Raw genomic sequence first — 19,405 nt, forward strand, 5'->3', positions numbered from 1 at the left:
GGGACGTAAGGTCAGGGGGCCCGGTGCGCTGTGGGAGCCGATTTCGTCCCCGCGGTGCACAAGGGGGATACTGTCAGGACCGCGCGGCACTTGTGAGCGCGGACAGGGAAAACGCTTCAAGCAGGAGAGAGCAACCGTGACCTACGTGATCGCCGAACCCTGCGTCGACGTGCTCGACAAGGGATGCATCGAGGAATGCCCCGTCGACTGCATCTACGAGGGCGGGCGGATGCTCTACATCCACCCGGATGAATGCGTCGACTGCGGTGCCTGCGAGCCGGTGTGCCCGGTGGAGGCCATCTACTACGAGGACGACGTCCCGGAGGAGTGGACCGCCTACACGAAGGCGAACGTGGACTTCTTCGACGATTTGGGCTCCCCGGGCGGAGCGGCCAAGGTGGGCAGGGTCAACAAGGACGTCGAGCCCGTCACCAGCCTCCCGCCGCAGGCGGAATGAGGTCGGACGTCAGCCCGGTCGGAGATCCGGCCGGGCCTCGAGGGCCGGTGCTGCCGGATTTTCCGTGGGACTCGTTGGCCGACCACGCGGCGAAGGCCAGGGCGCACCCTGACGGACCGGTGAACCTGTCCGTGGGTACGCCGGTCGACCCGGTCCCGGACGTGCTGCGCCGCGCGCTCGACTCCGCGTCGAAGGAATCGGGCTATCCGGCCACGCACGGTACGACCGAGCTGCGGGAGGCGGCGGTCGCCGCTCTCGGACGCAGGCACGGAGTGGTCGGGCTGGACCCGGATGCGGTGCTGCCGACGATCGGATCGAAGGAGCTCGTGGCCTGGCTGCCGACCCTCCTGGGGCTCGGCGGCGGCGACGTCGTGGCGATTCCGGAACTGGCGTATCCGACCTACGAGGTCGGCGCGACGTTGGCCGGAGCGAAGACCGTCCGCCTCGCGCCGGGTGAACTTCCGCCTCCGGGCACGGCGCTGCTGTGGTTGAACTCGCCGTCGAACCCGACCGGTCGCGTTCTCGAAGCCGAACAGCTGGCCAGGTCGGTGCGCGCGGCTCAGGAGATGGGCGCCGTCGTGGCTTCGGACGAGTGCTACCTGACGCTCGGCTGGGATGCCGAGCCGGTATCGGTGCTGCACCCCGCGGTGACGCCCGATCCCACCGGTGTCCTCGCCGTGCACTCGCTGTCGAAGTCCTCGAACCTCGCGGGCTACCGCGCCGGGTTCGTGGCCGGCGATCCGAACCTCGTGCGGCGCCTGCTGGAGCTGCGCAAGCACGCGGGGATGATCGTTCCCCGCCCGGTTCAGGAAGCGCTGACCGCCGCGCTCGGCGACGACGAGCACGTGAGCGCCCAACGCGGGCTGTACTCGGCGCGGCGCGCGGTGTTGCGCCCGGCGTTGGAAAAAGCGGGCTTCACCGTCGAGCACTCGCAGGGTGGGTTGTACCTGTGGTCGACCGGTGGCGAGGACGCCTGGGAGACGGTGGACTGGCTGGCGCAGCGGGGCATCCTGGTGGCGCCCGGCACCTTCTACGGCCCCGCGGGCAGCAGGCACGTGCGCGTCGCCCTGACCGCATCGGACGAACGCATCGAGGAAGCAGCCCGGCGCCTGGCGCTGTGAACCGCCTGGCGCTGTGAACCGCCTGGTGCTGTGAACCGAAACGTCGCGGGGCGGGTCGATTTCCGGAGAAATCGACCCGCCCCGCGTTCGCGTTCCGTGGTGGCCGTGAATCAGTCGTTGGCGTGCAGTGCGGCGTTCAGCTCGACCTTGCCGCCCTCGCGGTTCTTGACCTCGACCGTGCCGGTGACGGAGTTGCGCACGAACAGCAGACCGTCCGAGCCCGACACCTCACAAGCCTTGGTCATGGTGCCGTCGGGCAGCGTGACCTTGGTGCCCGCGGTGAGGTAGAGCCCGGCCTCGACCACACAATCGTCGCCGAGGGTGATGCCGACGCCGCCGTTGGCGCCGATGAGGCAGCGTTCGCCGACGGAGATGACCTCCTTGCCGCCACCGGAGAGAGTGCCCATGATCGAGGCGCCACCGCCGACGTCGGAACCGTCACCGACGACCACGCCCGCCGAGATGCGACCTTCGACCATGGAGGCGCCGAGCGTGCCCGCGTTGAAGTTCACGAAGCCCTCGTGCATCACGGTGGTCCCACTGGCCAGGTGAGCACCCAGGCGCACGCGATCGGCATCACCGATGCGCACGCCGGACGGCGTGACGTAGTCGACCATGCGCGGGAACTTGTCGATGCTGTAGACCGTGACGTTGCCACGTGCGCGCAGCCGCATCCGGGCCGCCTCGAAGCCCTCCACCGGGCACGGGCCGTGGTTGGTCCACACGACGTTGGACAACAGACCGAACATCCCGTCCAGGTTCTGGCCGTGCGGGCGCACGAGCCGGTGCGAGAGCAGGTGCAGGCGCAGGTACAGGTCGTGGGTGTCGGCGGGCTCGTCGGACAGCCTGCCGATGGTGGTACGCACGGCGACGACCTCGACCCCGCGCGCGTTGTCGTGGCCGAGCAGTGCCGCGCCGGTTTCGCCGAGGGCCTGTGCCGCTTCGTCGGTCGACAGCCGAGTGCTGCCGGATTCGCCCGGTTCGCCGATCTTGACAGTGGGGAACCAGGTGTCCAGCACCGTTCCGTCATCGGTCACGGTGGCCAGGCCCACGCCGTGGGCACCGGTGCTCTGCGGATCGGGGTTCTGTGCGCTGCTCATGCGAAAAACGGTAATCGGCATCGGGAGCTACGGCCGAGTAGGGGTGGGCTGTCGCGCTCCGGAATCGGCTGGGCACGGAGGGTATTGAGCCGGGCTTCGGGCTCGCCTGGGATCGGGCTGACTAGCCCCGGTGCGGGGCGGCTCCACCGGAGTCGGAACGGGCCGGACAGGTGGCCGGTGACGCCTCGGCGGCGGATTCGAGGGTAACCTGCCGGGCGTGACCGCACCGCTGGACCTCACCGCCGACCCCGTCGAACTGACCGCTGCTCTGGTGGACGTGCCCAGCGTCTCCGGAGACGAGAAGACGCTCGCCGACGCGGTCGAGCAGGCACTGCGCAGCCAGGCTCCACACCTGGAGGTCGTGCGCAACGGGGACGCCGTGCTGGCGCGGACGGATCTGGGGCGCGACTCCCGGGTCGTGCTCGCCGGACACCTGGACACCGTGCCGATCAACGACAACCTGCCGTCCCACTGGACCGGCACCGGAACGGAAGCGACGCTGCACGGGTGCGGGACCGTCGACATGAAGGGCGGTGACGCGGTGATGCTCAACGTCGCCGCGGCACTGGCCGAGCCGCGCCACGATCTGACCTTCGTGTTCTACGACTGCGAGGAGATCGCCGCCGAGCGAAACGGCCTCAACCGCATCGAGCGGGAGCTGCCCGACTGGCTCACCGGGAACCTCGCGGTGGTCTGCGAGCCGTCGAACGCGGTGATCGAGGCCGGCTGCCAGGGAACCCTGCGGGTGGAGGTCCGTACGGGCGGCGCCCGCGCGCACACCGCACGGGCCTGGATGGGCAGCAACGCGATCCACGCCGCGCAGCCGGTGCTGCAGCGGCTCGTCGACTACGTGCCGCGGAATCCGATCATCGACGGCCTGCAGTACCACGAAGGGCTGCAGGCGGTGCGGATCGACGGTGGGGTCGCGGGCAACGTGGTCCCCGACTCGTGCGTGGTGACCGTCAACCACCGGTTCGCGCCCGACACGTCGTTGGCCGAAGCGGAAGCGCACGTGCGCGAGATCTTCGACGGCTACGAACTCACCGTGGTCGACGCTTCGCAGGGGGCACTGCCCGGGCTCACCGAACCGGCCACGGCCGACCTGGTCGCTGCATCGGAGGGGGAGCCGGTGGCCAAGCTCGGCTGGACGGACGTCGCCCGCTTCGCCGCGCGCGGTCTGCCCGCGGTCAACTTCGGGCCCGGGGCGCCGACCTTGGCGCACACCCAGCAGGAACACGTCCGCGTGGCGGAGATCCGGCGCTGCGCCGAGGTGTTGCACCGCTTCCTCAGCTGACCGGGAGTACGGGCCGGCCGGACGGTCGGCGATTCCTCGGCAGGTCGGCGACCGTCGGGCCGGTGGGACTCAGTTCTGCGAAACGGTTCTGTTGTCTTCGGCCGATTCCGGCGTGCGGGGTTCCGGTGCGTGCGGCTCCGGTGCGGGGGCTTCCGGCCCCTCGGGTTCCGGCGTGTCGGCTGCCGGTGCGACGCCGGACGGCGCGATCACGTCGGTTCGGGCGGGGACGTCCGCTGGCGGGATGGTCTCCACCGCGGTTTCGGCGGACTCGTCGGCGGAGAGCTCCTCCTTCTGCTTCTGGCCGGTCTTCCCGTCGTGCCCGGTCTGATCGACGAAGCGCAGCAGTTCTACCGGGAACGGCAGGACGAGGGTGGAGTTCTTCTCGGCCGCGACCTCCACGACGGTTTCCAGCAGGCGCAGCTGGAGTGCGGCCGGTGTGTCGTGCATGACCGCCGCGGCCTCGGACAGCTTCCTCGATGCCTGGAACTCGCCATCCGCGGAGATGATGCGGGACCGGCGTTCACGCTCGGCTTCGGCCTGTCGTGCGATCGAGCGCTTCATCGTTTCGGGCAGGGAGACGTCCTTGATCTCGACGCGATCGATGTGCACGCCCCAGCCCAGTGCGGGATTGTCGATCATCACCTCGAGGCCCTGGTTGAGCCGCTCGCGGTTGGAGAGCAGGTCGTCGAGATCGCTCTTGCCGATGATCGAGCGCAACGACGTCTGGGCGACCTGGCCCATTGCGAACAAGTAGTCCTCGACGTTGATGACCGCCCGAACCGGATCGGTCACGTTGAAGTAGACGACGGCGTCGACCCGGACGGTCACGTTGTCGCGGGTGATCCCCTCCTGGGCGGGTACCGGCATCGTGACGATCTGGAGGTTGACCTTCCGGATCCGGTCGACGACCGGGACGATCATGGTCAGTCCTGGGCCGCGCGTGCTCTCCTGGAGCCGCCCGAAGCGGAACACGACACCGCGCTCGTACTGCTTGATGATTTTCGCGCTGGCGCCGATGTAGAGGATGCCGAGCACGAGGATGACGACGATGAGTTCGATGAGCATGATGCACTCCCGGGCTCGAGTGAAGTCGTGCCCGACGGCGCGCCGAGCGCCCGCGTAGATCGTCGTAGACCTGCGTGGTGTGCCTGCCGTCGACCGTCGGCACCACCGATCTTCTCCCTGTATCGTACGCCGCCGATCGACCGGGTGAATCCACTTCGCAGCAGGTGACGAGGGGTGGCGGTGGTAATCGGCTGCCGCTGGGGCGGGTGTGGCCCGAGGGGTCCGGCCGGACCGGAGTCGGCTCGGCGTGCTGCGGCGCTGCACCACGCCGACACTGTCGGCTCACCCGATGTTCGTTCCGGGTGCCTACCCTCGGTCGCATGACTATCGAAGGTCCCCGTAGCGGCCCCAACGGCGACAGCCGCCCGCACGAGAAGCAGCGCGGTCCGGTGGTACTGCGCAGATCGAGGCTGGAGGAACCCACCACCACCGACCAGCGGCTGCTCGATTCACGCGGTCCGACCGACTGGGTGCACACCGACCCCTGGCGGGTGCTGCGGATCCAGGCGGAGTTCGTCGAGGGCTTCGGCGCGCTGGCGGAGGTGCCTCGCGCGGCGACGGTGTTCGGGTCCGCCCGCACACCTCGTGAGCATCCCGAGTACCAGTCCGGGGTCGAGTTGGGCGCGGCACTGGCGAACATCGGCTGTGCGGTGATCACCGGAGGCGGGCCGGGAACCATGGAGGCCGTTAACCGGGGAGCGTCGGAAGCAGGTGGTCTTTCGATCGGGCTGGGTATCGAGTTGCCCTTCGAGCAGGGCCTGAACCCCTGGGTGGACCTCGGGGTCAACTTCCGCTACTTCTTCGCCCGCAAGACGATGTTCATCAAGTACGCGCAGGCGTTCGTCTGCTTGCCCGGCGGGTTCGGCACCATGGACGAGCTCTTCGAGTCGCTCACGCTGGTGCAGACGAAGAAGGTGACGAAGTTCCCGGTCGTGCTCTTCGGACGGTCGTACTGGCAGGGTCTCTACGACTGGGTGCGGGACTCGATGTACGGGTCGGGCAAGATCGGCGAGAAGGACCTGGCGCTGTTGCACGTGACCGACGACATCGACGACGTCGTGAGCATCGTGCAGGAGGCGTACCAAGCATGGGAGGACGCACATTGACCGATCGTGAACCCGCTGTGGACGTCGCCGTCTGCGTGTACTGCGCATCCCGCGACGTTCCCCAGGAACATCTCGACCTGGCGGCGTCGGTGGGCAAGGCCATCGCCGACCGCGGCTGGACCCTGGTTTCCGGCGGTGGCCGGGTATCCATGATGGGCGAGGTGGCGCGGGCCACGCGGGCCGGTGGTGGCCGTACGGTAGGCGTCATTCCGCGCGCTCTGGTCGATCTCGAAGTCGCGGACTCCGAGGCGGACGAGCTGCTCGTCGTGGACACCATGCGGGAGCGAAAAGGGCTGATGGACGCGCACGCGTCCGCGTTCCTGACGTTGCCCGGAGGCGTCGGCACGTGCGAGGAACTGTTCGAGGTCTGGACTTCGCACTACATCGGCATGCACACCAAGCCGGTCGTGATCCTCGACCCGAACGGTCACTACAAGAAGTTGCTGGAATGGGTCCAGGAAATGGTCGACACCGGGTTCGCCTCCCAACGTTCCCTGGACTCGTTGATCCGGGTGACCGATGTCGAGGCCGCGCTGGACGCCTGCGGGGGTGCCGGAATCCCGGCGGGGGACTGACCTCCCCGGTCGTCCGGGGCCCGGCTGTCCGGGCCCCGGAGTGACGCGGCTCAACCCAGCGGGATCTCCAACGTGGACGGAGTCCGCTCGGACGAACCGAAGGTGACCGCGGACGCATCCGCGCTCTCGTAGCGCGGGTCCACGGTGTCCACGACCAGCGCGAGCCGATGACCGGCCGGTACTTCCCAGCTCGTCGGTTCCAGCGGGAGGTCGACCTGCTGCGGTCGTCCGGGTGAGGCGTCTCGCAACGTGATCGGTTTGTGCGTGATCAGACTGCCCGCGCCCGCCCGGTCGACGTCGTAGAGGTAGGCGAACAGCGAGGTCGTTTCAGCCTCCGGTGTGACGGTCGTGGTCAGTCGGGGTGCGCCGCTGACGGTTACCGACCGCTCGTAGGGCTCGGTGGCCCACACCCCTGCGGCGGTTCGATCCACGAGCGGGACCGACACCCCGGTGGGGATGTTGAAGGTGCCCTGCAGCGCGCCGCTGATCATGACGGTCCCGCTGTCGGCGAGGGTGGGACGGCCTGCTTGGATCTCGTTGCTCCAGCCGGGCTGTTCCTCGGTGGACAGCGCGCCGGTGGCGGGCGCGAACGGGTGCTCCTGCCGAGCTGCGCCCAGGTGCCGGGTCTCCACCTCGCCGGTGGCCGCATCCCAGTCCGCGTAGCCGCGCCACGGTCCGCCGTTGACCGGTTCGACCTGGACGGGAGATTCACCGTCGATCCCGTTCGGAATGCCGCGCAGGTGGTGGTCGAACCAACGCTTGGTCGAGTCCCAGATGTGGTTGGGCAGGCCCGCTGCGCCGAACAGCTCCGGGGTCGCGTGATCGCCGGGAGCGAGCATCAACCGCTTCGGCCCCGCCAATCCCTTGTACAGCGAGGCCATCTGCTGGGGCGGGAACAGCGAGTCGCCCCAGGCGTTGGCCAGCATGACGGCGGTGCCGTGGGAGTTGAGCTCGTCGAGTTTGTTGAGCGGCGCGCGTTCGGGCGCCATGTCGAGGCCCTCTTCGACCCGCCCGGCCCGGTACGCGCGTTCCAGTTCGCTGAGGTCGTCGCCGAAGCGGCCGGTCAGGTGTCCGAGGCCCAGCAGCAGCTCGGCACCTTGGGTGCTGACCGTCCGGTTCGGATAGAGCGAGGCCACGAGGTCGGACCAGCCACTCATCGCCGAGATCGCCCGGACACGGCGGTCGGCGGCCGCGGTCATAGCGCTGATGCCCGCACCGTAGGAGATGCCCGCCATGCCGACGGCGTCCGGATCCGCGTCGGTGTTGGCCAGTGCCCAGTCGATCACCTTCGAGGCGTCGGCGACGTCTTCGGGACCGGCGACCTCGACTTCACCGCCGGAAGCGTAAAAGCCACGCGCGGTGTAGCTGACGACGACGTATCCGGATTCGTAGGCCATTTCCGCTGCCGCGCCGACGTACTCGATGTTCGGTGTGCCCCAGCTCGCGGGCATGACCAGCACGGGGTGCGGGCCGTCGCCGCGTGGCTCGATCACCTTCGCGTCGAGCGGTACGCCGTCCGCGCCCGGGATGCGGTGCGAGCTGATGTCGACCCCGGGCGCGGCGTGGGCGGTCGCGGCGGTGAGGACCGAACCCGCCATCAACGTGCTGAGCAGAGCGGCCATCAACACGGGGATCGTCCGGGACGGTCTGCTCGGCGGTGGATATCGGCGCACGGTGAGGCTCCTGTCGATCTGTGTGGCACAGCGCACAGATGTAACCATTTACTACTGGCGAGTAGCAACGGCCATTCGGCGGAGTCGCTCCGGTCGGCCGACGTGCTGCGGGGCGGGTGAGTCGAGGGCACCGGCGGGTGAGTCGTCGGTCAGTGCCCGCGCGGCGAGCGCGGTCAGGGCGGGGGCTTGCGAGCGAGGTTGAACGCTTCATCGAGCAGGCCGTTGAGTGCCGGGACCGGAACATCGGGCCGGACCTCGAGCAGTACCGGCGCGAGTCGGAGCCATCGGGACCTGACCCGCGGTGCGCTCGGCTCAGTTGCGGACAGCTCGTCGGCGAGCTCCTCGATCCGCCACTGGGCCTCATCCCGTTCGAGGCTCGGTTCGGGGTGGTCCGCGATCACCCCGACGAGGGCGTTGATGTAGTTCCGGAACTTCTCCATCGCCGGGCCACCGGCCCCGGGGCGGGCGGCCGTGGCCGGGTGAACTTCCGGCCCGTCCCCGGTCGCTCGTTGGTCGTACTCGGACATACCGCGTCGCTCCTCCCCGGTGGCTCGCCCCACCGAACCGCCGCATTGGCTCGAAAGTCTGGGGCAGCGGTCGATGTGCGGCGGCCGATCGAAAATGATCCACTCGATCGGCCCATCGCGGCCCGGCCGGCCATGAGGCAGGTCACGCCGGGTTCGAATCGGAAAAGGACCTAAGTCCTCTTGCGCGTAGCGGTGACAGTTGACCTGGCGGGACCGTAGAGTGGCTACTCGTGAAAGCTGATGCGCTACGTGGTCACCTGGATGCGCTCCTGCTGGCGACCTTGGATGGCAGGCAGTTGCACGGCTACGCGATTATCGAGGCACTGCAGGATCGCAGCGGCGGGGCGCTCGATCTACCGACCGGAACCGTCTACCCGGCGTTGCGGAGACTTGAACGAGCCGGGTACGTGCACAGCGAGTGGAGCACGGTGGGTGGACGCCAGCGTCGCACCTATGGACTGACCCGGACCGGCGCGCAAGCTCTGCAAACCGAACGGCGAGCGTGGCGGGAGTTCACCGCGGCGATCGAAGGCGTTCTCGACATTCGCCCGGAGCCGGTGCGGGCCTGAGCGTGGTGAGTCCGGTCGTTGGCGCACCCGGTGGTCGGCCGTGCCAGGATCTATGGCGTGGCTAGTGCGCTCATATACCTGCTCGTCGTGCTCGCGGTTGCCGCGATCGTGTTCCTGCTCGCTTCGATCGTCTTCGGTCGGGGCGAAGAGTTGGAGGCGTTGCCACCGGGCATGACCCCGACCAGGCTCCCGCCCAACGACGTGTCCGGGAGCGACGTGCGGGAACTCCGGTTTCAGCAGGTGCTTCGCGGCTACAAGATGTCCGAGGTCGACTGGGCCTTCAATCGACTCGCGGGAGAGATCGACGAGTTGCACGGCCGGATCGCCGTCCTCGAAAGACAACTCGACGTGGCAGGGGAACAGCTGGCGAAGGGCCGGTCGCCCGAATCGGAGGACTGAATCGTGGGTGTCGGAGAACTGCGGTTGAGCGTTCAGGTCGGGCAGGCGGCCGAGACGGTGTGGGACGCGGCGACCGACTGGCCCAAGCAGGGCGAATGGATGCTGGGCACCGAGGTGTTCGTGCTCGCGGGCGACGGCGGGGCCGGATCCGAGCTCGCGGCGTTCACCGGTCTGCGCGATGTCGGTTTCCTCGACCGGATGGAGATAGTCGAGTTCCGGCCGCCGACGCGCTGCCGGGTACGGCACACCGGCGCGCTGGTGAGCGGTACGGGAGGGTTCGACGTGATCGCCCACGGCCCGCGTGCTGCGACCTTCGTGTGGTGGGAGCGCCTGGAGCTGCCCACCGGGGCGGGCCTGGTGTGGCCGGTGCTCCGTCCCGCCGTCAGATGGGGGCTGCGGCGTTCGCTGAACCGGTTCGAATCCTGGTGCGGCCGTTACGCGGAAGGCGTGTGAACGGTTCGTCGGACTCGCGGAGCCCGTCCGGAATGCCGATGGCTTCGTCGAGCGATGGAGGAGTGGTTGATGGCTGAGTCCGTGGAACAACCGGACCCGGGTGTGGTGGTCGGGCCGGATGGCAGACCGAGATGCCCGTGGGGAGTGCAGGCAGCCGACTACGCCGAGTACCACGACACCGAGTGGGGCGTCGAGTTGCGCGGTGAACAGGCGCTCTTCGAACGTCTGACGCTGGAATCATTCCAGTCCGGACTCTCGTGGCTGACGATTCTGCGCAAGCGCCCGGCCTTTCGCGCGGCCTTCGCCGGGTTCCGACCCGATCGCGTGGCCGCGTACGGCGAGAGCGACCGGCAGCGGCTGCTGGGCGACAGCGCCATCGTCCGCAACCGCGCGAAGATCGACGCCGCGATCGGCAACGCGCGTGCCGTGGTCGAGCTCGCGGAACCGCTCGACGAGCTGCTCTGGTCGTTCGCGCCGGAGACGGGTCGTCGGCGACCGGGGACGATCGCCGACGTACCCGCGATCACGCCGGAGTCAACCGCGATGGCCCGGGACCTCAAGCGGCGGGGATTCACCTTCGTCGGCCCCACCACGTGCTACGCCCTGATGCAGGCGACCGGCATGGTCGACGACCACCTGGTCGGCTGCTGGCGCGCGACGTGACGAGGCCGGAGCGGTGTTGAACCGCTGAGCGGTGTTGAACCGGTGGATCAGTGCCCGGTGAAGCGCGGGTCCCGCTTCTCGACGAACGCCTGCACGGCTTCCCGGTGATCCGAGGTCCTGCCGGATTCGTCCTGTGCACCGGCCTCCACCGCGAGCGCCTCGTCGAGCCCTTCCGCCGCGGCCGCGAGCATGCTCTCCTTGATCCGCGCGTACGCGCTGGTCGGCCCCGCGGCCATGCGCTTGGCGAGCTCGGTGGCCGCTTCGGTGGCCTCGCCCGAACCGACCACGCGGTTGACCATCCCGATCCGGTGGGCTTCCTCCACGCCGACCGGTTCGGCCAGCAACAGCATCTCCATCGCCCTGCCGTAGCCGATCAGTCGGGGAAGCGTCCAGGACGCACCCGAGTCGGTGGACAGCCCCACGTTGGCGAAGGCCATCAGGAACTTCGCCTCGGGTGCCGCCACGCGCAGGTCGCAGGCGTAGGCCAGGGAGGCGCCCGCCCCGGCGGCGCTGCCGTTGACGGCCGCGATCACCGGCTTGGGCATGGTCGTCACCGCGCGGATGAGCGGGTTGTAGTGCTCCTCGACGGTCCGCAGCGGGGAAGGATCGCCCGCTTCGAGCAGGGCGATGTGCTCCTTGAGGTCCTGACCGGCGCAGAACGCCTTGCCGTTGCCGGTGATGACCACGGCACGGACGGAGTCGTCGGCAGCGGCCTCACGCAGTGCGGTGATCAGGCTCTGCTTGAGCTCGACGTTGAGGGAGTTGAACGCTTCCGGGCGATTCAACGTGAGCAGGCGCACACCCTCGGTGTTGTCGGTCAGCAGTACATCGGACACTTTTCGCCCCTTCGTCGGTCTGGGTTCGCGCGCTGATCGAACCCGGTTTCCACAATGGACACGGTCCGCTGTGGCGGTATGTCTCGAGTGGACAGTTTTGTCCCGGTGGTGGCACCGATTCTGTGACCACCGGCACGGTGTCATCGTGCTCACGCGTGCAGGTACGAGTAACTGCACGTGGTGCGATCGAACCGATATGCGGGCTGAGTCTGCCACCCCGTACCGCCATTCGACCAGCGCAAGCCCGACACGAGTTGATCGGCTCGGTTTCGCCTCCGCGTCCGGATGGGGGAGAATGGCCCCAGCCCCGGCTGGTTGCGGCGACCAGTGGGTGGGAAGAGTTCACGGAGGGAGCACGCTATGGCGGCCATGAAGCCCCGGACCGGTGACGGTCCCCTCGAGGTGACGAAGGAGGGGCGAGGCATTGTGATGCGCGTCCCGCTCGAGGGCGGTGGGCGGCTCGTCGTCGAGATGTCGGCCGAGGAGGCCAAGAACCTGGGTGACGCCCTCGAATCAGTCACCGGCTGAGGCCGCTGCGAGAACGATCGGAAGGCGTCCGATCGGCTGAAGCGCTGGGGCCCCGGCATCGAGAGGATGGTGCCGGGGCCGTCGTCCGTTGTCGACCCTCGGGGTCGGATTTGCGCGGTTGGTGATCCGCCGCGCGGGAAGGTACATCTGTGTCCGGTTCTTCGGTGTTCGGTGGTTCCAAAGCAGGGCGGGCCGATGACTCGCTACTTCCGGTGATTCCCACTTCATTGACCGAGATGGACGTCGTGCGTCGCTGGCGGGACGGCGTGCCCGCGGCCGTGCCGGTCTTCGAGGGCGAGTCCGGCCCCGAACTGGCGACCGCTGCCGATGCGTTCCATGTGGACAGCGCGCTGCTGGAGACGCTCGGCGCGACGGCGTCCGTCGGCGAGGTACGGACCGTGCCGCTGTCGGACGGCAGGTTCGGCTGGTCCGTCGGCGTCGGCTCCGGCGAACCCGATCAGTGGCGGAGTGCGGGCGCGGCCCTCGCCCGCGCAGTGCGGGGACGTCTCGGTGAGGGCGCAGACTCCGACGCCGAGTCCGGTGACCTCGGTGACGCCGCCGAAGCCGAATACCTGCAGGTCCGGTTGCCCGAGGGCGTCGCCCCGGAGAGCGTTTCGGCCCTGACGCTGGGCCTCACGCTCGGCGACTACCGGTTCCGGGTCAGCGGCAAGCCCTCCGCCCCGAGGCTGCGCAAGGCGTTGCTGGTCGCCTCGGAGAGCGCGGATGTGGCGGCGCTCGGCGCAGCCGCCTCTCGCGCCCGGGAATGGGCTTCGGCCACCGCGTTGACTCGTGACCTCGCCAACGCACCCTCCAACGTCAAGACCCCCGATTGGTTCACCCGGCTGGCAGCCGACCTGGCCAACCGGGTCGACGGGCTGGAAGCCGAGGTCCACGACGAGAAGTGGCTCGCCGACCACGGCTTCGGCGGCGTGCTCGCGGTTGGCGGTGGTTCGGCGAGCCCGCCGCGGTTGCTGGAGATGTCGTGGAATCCCGCAGGCGCCGAATCCGGCCCCCACCTGGTGCTCGTCGGCAAAGGCATCACCTTCGACACCGGCGGTATCTCGATCAAACCCGCCGAGGGCATGCATCTGATGCGCACCGACATGGCAGGTGGCGGCGCGGTGATCGGCGCGATGCTCTCGATCGCCCGGCTCGGCCTGCCGGTGCGGGTCACGGCGCTCGTGCCCTCGGCGGAGAATCACGTGTCCGGCACGAGTTACCGGCCGGGTGACGTCGTGCGGCACTACGGAGGAACGACCACGGAAGTCGGGAACACCGATGCCGAGGGGCGAATGGTACTCGCGGACGCCCTGGCTTACGCGGTCGAACGACACGCTCCCGACGTGCTCGTCGACGTGGCGACCCTGACCGGTGCGATGAAGGTCGCGCTCGGCGTGCGCACGGCAGGCGTTTTCGCGTCCGACCCGGAACTGGCCGGGCGACTGCGTGAGGTCGGCTCGCGCGTGGGCGAGCAGTGGTGGTCCATGCCGCTGCTGGCGGACCACGCGGAAGACGTCCGCGGCGAGTTGGCAGACCTCCGCCAGACCCCACCCGGCCCGGGTGGCGTCACCGCCGCTCTCTTCCTGCGCGAGTTCACCGGCGGAGTGCCCTGGGCGCACCTGGACATCGCGGGACCGGCGCGGGCCGAATCCGCGTACTCCGAGGTCGTGGCCGGGGCGACCGGGTTCGCGGCGCGGAGCTTGGTGGAATTCGCCGCGAACATGGCCGAACAGCGCTGATCCCTCCCGAACGGGGCTGGCCCTCCCGAACAGCGCTGAGCGCTCCGGCACGCGCCGAGCGAACGGCGTGCGCCGGAGCTCGATGCGGCGGCATGTACGAGAGGTCCGCCGCCCGCCGAGCGTGAGCGCAGCGCCGTCGAGCTAGGTTCGTCGCCGTGAACACCGACCCGCGCCGAATGCGCAAGATCCGGTACGCCCTGCTGGCGGGGTCGACGGGTCAATTCGCGCTGTTGTACGCACCGCAGCCGGTGCTACCCCAGGTGGCCGAGTCGTTCTCGCTGGGAGCCGGCACGGTGGCGCTGCTGATCTCGGCGGCCACACTGGGACTGGCCGCCGCGGCGTTGCCGATGGGAGCGCTGGCCCAAGCCCTCGGTCGGCGCCGGACGATGGTGACCGCGCTGGTGGCCTCCGAAGCTCTGGGGCTGCTCCTGCCGTTGATACGGTCGTTCCCACTACTGGTGGGGGCCCGCCTGCTGCAGGGCGTGGCCGTGGCCGGTCTGGCCGCCGTCGTCGCCGCCTACCTCGCGGACGAGACCCGCGGGCACCGGATGGGCGCCACGATGGGGCTGTACGTCGCGGGTACGACGCTGGGTGGCATGTCGGGCAGGGTGATCGGTGGTGTCGTCGGCGACTTCGCCGGCTGGCACGGCGGCCTGCTGGCGGTTGCAGTGGTGGCGGGCGCCTGCACCGTGCTGTTCGTCCTGCTGCTCCCGCCGGAACGCTCCCGGATGAGTGCGAGCTTCGGGGAGGCTCCCGAAGCGCCCTCGAACTCGAAACCTGGCTGGGACGGATTGCGACCGGCGCTGCGCGACCCGGTGCTTCGCGCCCTCTACCTGATGGCGGCCCTGGGCATGGGGTCGTTCGTCACCGTGTACAACGTGCTGAGTTTTCGCCTGACCGGGCCGCCGCTGTCGATCCCGCCCGCTCTCGCCGCCCTGGCGTTCCTGGCTTACGCGTCCGGAACGGTGAGTTCCGCGTTCGCCGGACGCATCGCCGATCGTTGGGGGCGGCTCGGCACGCTGCTCGCCGGGCTCGCGATCACGCTCTGCGGTCTCGGCCTGATGCTGGCCGACGCGGTGGCCCCGATCCTGCTCGGACTGGTGCTGTTCACGGGCGGGTTCTTCGCGGCTCATGCGGTGGCCAGCGGCTGGGTGGGAGTGCGCGCGTCCGCGCGGGCACGCGGCCAAGCGGCCGCGCTCTACCAGTTCTGCTACTACGGGGGCAGCAGCCTCGGAGGTCTGCTCGGTGGCTGGGCGTACGCGATGTGGAACTGGCCGGGTATGAGCGCGTTGTTGGCGGCGTGGATCGTCCTGGCGGCGATCGCGGTGAGTTGGGCCGGTCGAGGGCCGTGGCGGGGCCGACCGCCTCAGGTGGCGTCGGAGTCGTAAGGGGGACGCTCGTCCGGCTGCAGCGGTCGCTCCGGCCGCCGCTCCGGTTTGGCCCCGGAGGCCCGCGAGGAGGAGCCGGTCCCGTTCTCCTTGGTGAGCCCGTGGAGCGGGTTCTCCCCGTCGAAGAGGTGCTTGGTGACGGCCTGGCGCGGATCGAAGTTGCGTATCCCACGTAGGTCTTCGAGCGGTTTGCGCAGGTCGTTGAACTCCGGTCCGAGCTCGGACTGCAGCTGATCCCGCGCGCCCGTCGCGTACTCCTTCACCTGGCGAACGGACCTGCCCAGCCACGCCGCACCCGAGGGCAGCCGTTCCGGACCGAGGATGAACAGCCCGGCGACGACGAGGACGAGCACCTCCAACCAGCCGATGCTGTCGAACACCTCGACTACCTCCAGGTGATGAGCGGACGTCGGGTTTCAGCGTACCCACGGGAAGGTCCCGGGGTCCGCAGCCGGAAAGGGCTCGGCAACCCGCCGCCCATCCGGTGCAGGTGAATGTCGCTCACTCGCGTGGTCAGATTAGCAGCCCGGGGGTCAGGAAAGCCGCACGTCCAGGACCAATTCACGGCCCTGTCGAACAACCGTCACGGGCACCGTCTCACCGACCTGGTGCCGGTCGACCGCCACGACCAGCTCGTCGGCACCCCCGACCTTGCGGTCACCGACCTTGGTGATCACATCGCCCTCGGCGATGCCGGCCCCGGCAGCGGCGCTGCCGTCCCGCACGTTCTGGACCTGCGCGCCGTCCGCCATGCCGTCGCTGACCGATTTGGCGTTGACGCCCAGGTCGGCGTGCCGGACGGTTCCGGTGCGGATCAACTCGGTCGCGATCCGCCGGACATCGTCGACCGGGATGGCAAATCCCAGCCCGATCGAACCGCCCTCACCGGAACCGAGGGTGCGGATGGCGCTGTTGATGCCGATGACCGCACCGTTCCCGTTGACCAGCGCGCCACCGGAGTTGCCCGGATTGATCGCGGCGTCGGTCTGGATGGCGTCGACCACCGCGTTCGTGTCGGTGCCCTCGCCGGCAAGTCGAACCGGCCGGTGCATCGAGCTGACGATGCCCGTGGTCACCGTGCTGGCCAGTCCCAGTGGCGAACCGATCGCGATCACGTCTTCGCCGACGACGAGTTCCGCGGAGCTGCCGAGTCGGGCGACGGTCGGGTTGGCCACGTCTACCTTGATGACCGCCAGGTCGGTCTTCACATCCCGCCCGACGATGCGCGCGGGCGCTCTGGTCCCGTCGTGGAAGACCGCCGAGACCTCGGCGTCCGGGGTGTCGGCGGCCATCGAGACCACGTGGTTGTTGGTGACGACGTATCCCTCGCCATCGATGACGACGCCGGAGCCGGTACCGCCCTGAGCACCGACCCGAACCTCGATCGAGACCACCGCGGGCACGACTTGCTGTGCGACCTCGGCCACCGCGCCCACCGGCCGGTCCGTTCGCGGCTCCACCTCCGTGAGGGTCACGTCGGGACTCGTCAGCGGGTTGCCCTCTTCGGCGGTGATGCGACCGATGAAGCCACCGACGACGGCGAGCAGCACCGCGATCGCGGTCAGGGTGGCCAGCGTGCGTGGATGCACCCGTCGCCCGAACAGGACCTCGCGAGTGCTCAGCAGCGGACCCGGGCCGTCTTCGGTGGTGTCCTCGTGCGGTTCATCCGGAACGGCCGGGGGCCCGATGACCGCGGCGGCCGCCGGATCGCGCCAGGGGTCGCGTTCGCCCCGCTCATTCCAGAAGGTGTCGCCGGGTTCCCCGCCGTTGGGTTCCGGCGCGTCGCCGGGGGCGCGCTGCAGCGATTCGGCATCGCCGGCCGGTCGGCCGAAAGCACCGGCCAGCGCCTCGGACGGTGGTGGTGCTCCCTGGACGTGCGGAGCGGTCCGGTGCTGGGTCGCGGGGGCGAAGCTGCCCTCGACACCGGTTGGCCGCGCGAACGCGGCGGACTGCGCGGGGTCGACCGCCGGTCGTTGCACCGGACGCGGTTCGAGGCGCGGGGTCTCGCCGTTCCGGGCTGTGACCGGATCGGCTCGGTCGTGCTCGGTCGGTTCGTCGGAGGAAGCGGGCTCGGCAGCCGGAACGCGAGCTCCGAAAGCGCTGGAACCACCCTGCCACGGGTGCACCGGCTCCGATCCGGTGTTCCGGTCGTCATGGCCCTGTGACGCGCCGTCGCGGACGCCGTTGTTTCCGGCGTCTTCTTCCGGGCGCGACCGGCCGGCTTCGGCTCGGTGCGCAGGGCTTCCTGACTGCTCGCTCATCTATCCCCGGGCTCGTGAAGGTTTCGGCTCGGCACCTCGAGCATGAGTGGATCACACGAGGGCGGCCCCCCGGCCACCGGCATGGGCCGGTCCCGGGGTCATTTTGCCGGGTATCAGGTTAAGTCCCTGTGGGGGACTCCTGCGCGTGCAGTGCGGACATCGGGTCGTTGCCGCGCGGCTTTCGCTGGTTCCGCGGCGACGGCCGGGTCGGTCAGGGCTGCGACGCGAGCGATGTCGTGGCCGGCACCGTCGCGGTGTTCGCCGCCACCCGCGGCCGGGAGGAAGGAGCGGGTTCGGATGAGGTGCTCTCCCCGGCAGAGGCCGGAACGACCGCCTGGTCATGGGGGCCGCCAGGGTAGGGAGCCGGTCCGTTGACCGGGTTCTCCTGCTCGTCCTCGGTCGGCACCGTCATCAACGCCAGCGCTCCCAGCACCAGGCCGGAGAAGACCACCCCGGCACCTTGGCGGGTCCGCCGTCCTTGCTGACGCGACGGATTCTGCTCGGCGCGGTCGCCCAGTTTGGTGCCGGTGCCGAACGCGTGTCCGTTGCCGAACTTCGCGCCGGCCCCGAGTGGCGTGCTCTTGCCGCGAGCGCGCGTGGGATCGACCGCGACGAGCTGGCCGTCTTCGGTCACTCCGAGCTCGTCCGGCCGGTCCGGCAGTTCGGCGCTGGTCGGGATGGACTGCAACTGGTGCAACAGTCCGGACGAGATCGAGGGCGTTTCGGCGGACTGCACGGCTGCCCGCGCCTGCCGTTGCGATGAGGCGTCCGAGGCGCAGGCCGGACAGTGTGCGAGGTGAGCGACCGCGCGGTCGTGCGCGCTCGGGCTCAGCTCGCCGTCGACGAATGCCACGAGCGCGTCCAGCGCGAGGTGTCCTTCGGGCAGACCCCACCCACGCAAACCTGTCATGCCGAGTCCTCCTGAGCATGCTTGCGGCGCATTTCCAGTGTGGCCTTCAGCATTTGGCGGCCACGGTGGATCCTGCTTCGCACGGTACCGAGCTTGACGCCCAAGGTGGTGCCGATCTCCTCGTAGGAGAGGCCTTCGACGTCGCAGAGCACGACAGCGGCGCGGAACTCCGGCGGGAGGTCGTCGAGCGCGACCTGCAGGTCCGGGTCGAGGTGGGTGTTCGCGAAGACCTGTTCCGGACTGGGCGCACCACTGGGCAGCCGGTCCGTGTCCTCCGGCAGGCCCTCCATGCGCAACCGCGTCCTGCGGCGGGCCATGTCGAGGAACAGGTTGGTGGTGATGCGGTGCAACCAGCCCTCGAACGTGCCGGGCTTGTAGGACGCCAGGGAGCGGAAGACCCGGATGAAGGTCTCCTGGGTCAGGTCCTCGGCGTCGTGCTTGTTGCCGGATAGTCGGTAGGCCAGCCGGTATACCCGATCGGCGTGCTCACGGACGACCTCGTCCCAGGACGGCGGCGTCCAGGCCGCTTCGGGGACGGTCGTGGCGGGGGTGTGCTGGCCAGTGTCGTCGGCCAGGCTCAGCTGCTGTGTTGCCATCGGACGAAACGCCACCTCCTGAGGGTGTTGCACCGGGACAACGGACGGGCCCGGCGCTTTGTTCCGGGGCCGTCGACTTCGGGTGAAGGATTCCCGGTGTTGCCGAACACCACTCTCCACCACGATGGTGAGGTGGAGATGAAAG

The 19,405-nt window shown here is 69.4% G+C and carries 21 protein-coding genes; 12 read left to right on the plus strand and 9 right to left on the minus strand.

From position 1 onward, the window contains the following. Window positions 1-136 precede the first annotated feature (136 nt). A complete protein-coding gene (fdxA, locus tag ACYVAN_RS08250; RefSeq protein WP_460957372.1) occupies window positions 137-457 on the plus strand; it encodes a ferredoxin in 321 nt (106 codons plus the stop codon). Beyond that, window positions 454-1,578 carry a succinyldiaminopimelate transaminase gene (dapC, locus tag ACYVAN_RS08255; RefSeq protein WP_460957374.1) on the plus strand — a complete coding sequence of 375 codons (1,125 nt, stop codon included), beginning with the start codon at window positions 454-456 and terminating at the stop codon, window positions 1,576-1,578. The genes fdxA and dapC overlap by 4 nt, the downstream gene beginning before the upstream one ends. 110 nt (window positions 1,579-1,688) lie before the next feature. On the opposite strand, the gene dapD is transcribed toward dapC, so the two are convergent. Further along, complete coding sequence (gene dapD, locus ACYVAN_RS08260; RefSeq protein WP_460957376.1) at window positions 1,689-2,678, minus strand: 2,3,4,5-tetrahydropyridine-2,6-dicarboxylate N-succinyltransferase; 990 nt, start codon at window positions 2,676-2,678, stop codon at window positions 1,689-1,691. Window positions 2,679-2,895: 217 nt separating this feature from the next. Here dapD and dapE point away from each other — a divergent pair, with 217 nt between their 5' ends. Further along, entirely contained in the window at window positions 2,896-3,972 is a 1,077-nt protein-coding gene (gene dapE, locus ACYVAN_RS08265; protein WP_460957378.1) for a succinyl-diaminopimelate desuccinylase, read from the plus strand. Window positions 3,973-4,041: 69 nt separating this feature from the next. On the opposite strand, the gene ACYVAN_RS08270 is transcribed toward dapE, so the two are convergent. Next, window positions 4,042-5,037, minus strand: coding sequence for a slipin family protein (locus ACYVAN_RS08270; protein WP_460957380.1), 996 nt, complete (start codon window positions 5,035-5,037; stop codon window positions 4,042-4,044). A gap of 320 nt (window positions 5,038-5,357) precedes the next feature. On the opposite strand from ACYVAN_RS08270, the gene ACYVAN_RS08275 reads away from it, so the two are divergent. Together ACYVAN_RS08275 and ACYVAN_RS08280 are read left to right on the plus strand one after the other, a co-directional pair. Further along, window positions 5,358-6,143 (plus strand): LOG family protein, encoded by a 786-nt coding sequence (locus ACYVAN_RS08275; protein ID WP_460957382.1) that lies wholly within the window; start codon window positions 5,358-5,360, stop codon window positions 6,141-6,143. Then, a complete protein-coding gene (locus ACYVAN_RS08280; RefSeq protein ID WP_460957384.1) occupies window positions 6,140-6,718 on the plus strand; it encodes an LOG family protein in 579 nt (192 codons plus the stop codon). Before ACYVAN_RS08275 ends, ACYVAN_RS08280 begins: the two co-directional genes overlap by 4 nt. A 50-nt stretch (window positions 6,719-6,768) precedes the next feature. Here the strand turns inward: ACYVAN_RS08280 and ACYVAN_RS08285 are convergent, their stop codons facing one another. Then, window positions 6,769-8,391, minus strand: coding sequence for a CocE/NonD family hydrolase (locus ACYVAN_RS08285; RefSeq protein ID WP_460957386.1), 1,623 nt, complete (start codon window positions 8,389-8,391; stop codon window positions 6,769-6,771). Between the two features lie 173 nt (window positions 8,392-8,564). Next, window positions 8,565-8,918, minus strand: a complete 354-nt coding sequence (locus ACYVAN_RS08290) for a hypothetical protein (RefSeq protein ID WP_460957388.1) — start codon at window positions 8,916-8,918, stop codon at window positions 8,565-8,567. 230 nt (window positions 8,919-9,148) lie between these two features. Here ACYVAN_RS08290 and ACYVAN_RS08295 point away from each other — a divergent pair, with 230 nt between their 5' ends. From ACYVAN_RS08295 to ACYVAN_RS08310, 4 genes are all read left to right on the plus strand, one after another. Continuing rightward, window positions 9,149-9,487 carry a PadR family transcriptional regulator gene (locus ACYVAN_RS08295; RefSeq protein ID WP_460957390.1) on the plus strand — a complete coding sequence of 113 codons (339 nt, stop codon included), beginning with the start codon at window positions 9,149-9,151 and terminating at the stop codon, window positions 9,485-9,487. A 57-nt stretch (window positions 9,488-9,544) separates the two neighbouring features. After that, window positions 9,545-9,886: a DivIVA domain-containing protein gene (locus tag ACYVAN_RS08300; RefSeq protein ID WP_460957392.1), complete on the plus strand. Its 342-nt coding sequence runs from the start codon at window positions 9,545-9,547 to the stop codon at window positions 9,884-9,886. A gap of 3 nt (window positions 9,887-9,889) precedes the next feature. Next, the gene (locus tag ACYVAN_RS08305; protein ID WP_460957394.1) at window positions 9,890-10,339 is read left to right on the plus strand and encodes an SRPBCC family protein; all 450 of its coding nucleotides are present in this window, start codon (window positions 9,890-9,892) and stop codon (window positions 10,337-10,339) included. A gap of 69 nt (window positions 10,340-10,408) precedes the next feature. After that, window positions 10,409-11,002 (plus strand): DNA-3-methyladenine glycosylase I, encoded by a 594-nt coding sequence (locus ACYVAN_RS08310; RefSeq protein ID WP_460957396.1) that lies wholly within the window; start codon window positions 10,409-10,411, stop codon window positions 11,000-11,002. 47 nt (window positions 11,003-11,049) lie between these two features. Here the strand turns inward: ACYVAN_RS08310 and ACYVAN_RS08315 are convergent, their stop codons facing one another. Continuing rightward, the gene (locus ACYVAN_RS08315) at window positions 11,050-11,838 is read right to left on the minus strand and encodes an enoyl-CoA hydratase-related protein (RefSeq protein ID WP_460957398.1); all 789 of its coding nucleotides are present in this window, start codon (window positions 11,836-11,838) and stop codon (window positions 11,050-11,052) included. Between the two features lie 360 nt (window positions 11,839-12,198). On the opposite strand from ACYVAN_RS08315, the gene ACYVAN_RS08320 reads away from it, so the two are divergent. From ACYVAN_RS08320 to ACYVAN_RS08330, 3 genes are all read left to right on the plus strand, one after another. Then, on the plus strand, window positions 12,199-12,366 hold the full coding sequence (locus tag ACYVAN_RS08320; RefSeq protein WP_460957400.1) for a DUF3117 domain-containing protein: 168 nt from the start codon (window positions 12,199-12,201) through the stop codon (window positions 12,364-12,366). A 149-nt stretch (window positions 12,367-12,515) separates the two neighbouring features. Then, window positions 12,516-14,105 (plus strand): leucyl aminopeptidase, encoded by a 1,590-nt coding sequence (locus ACYVAN_RS08325; RefSeq protein WP_460957402.1) that lies wholly within the window; start codon window positions 12,516-12,518, stop codon window positions 14,103-14,105. A 155-nt stretch (window positions 14,106-14,260) separates the two neighbouring features. Then, a complete protein-coding gene (locus ACYVAN_RS08330) occupies window positions 14,261-15,493 on the plus strand; it encodes an MFS transporter (RefSeq protein ID WP_460957404.1) in 1,233 nt (410 codons plus the stop codon). Here ACYVAN_RS08330 and tatB read toward each other — a convergent pair. The 4 genes from tatB to sigE all read right to left on the minus strand — a co-directional run bounded on the left by tatB (window position 15,472) and on the right by sigE (window position 19,260). Continuing rightward, on the minus strand, window positions 15,472-15,873 hold the full coding sequence (gene tatB, locus ACYVAN_RS08335; protein WP_460957406.1) for a Sec-independent protein translocase protein TatB: 402 nt from the start codon (window positions 15,871-15,873) through the stop codon (window positions 15,472-15,474). The two genes, ACYVAN_RS08330 and tatB, sit on opposite strands and share 22 nt — an antisense overlap. A 153-nt stretch (window positions 15,874-16,026) precedes the next feature. Then, window positions 16,027-17,754 carry a S1C family serine protease gene (locus ACYVAN_RS08340; protein ID WP_460957408.1) on the minus strand — a complete coding sequence of 576 codons (1,728 nt, stop codon included), beginning with the start codon at window positions 17,752-17,754 and terminating at the stop codon, window positions 16,027-16,029. Between the two features lie 211 nt (window positions 17,755-17,965). Continuing rightward, a complete protein-coding gene (locus ACYVAN_RS08345) occupies window positions 17,966-18,664 on the minus strand; it encodes an anti-sigma factor family protein (RefSeq protein ID WP_460957410.1) in 699 nt (232 codons plus the stop codon). Next, window positions 18,661-19,260, minus strand: coding sequence for an RNA polymerase sigma factor SigE (gene sigE / locus ACYVAN_RS08350; protein ID WP_460957412.1), 600 nt, complete (start codon window positions 19,258-19,260; stop codon window positions 18,661-18,663). The genes ACYVAN_RS08345 and sigE overlap by 4 nt, the downstream gene beginning before the upstream one ends. Window positions 19,261-19,405 lie beyond the last annotated feature (145 nt).

Source organism: Parasphingorhabdus pacifica, assembly GCF_054779195.1.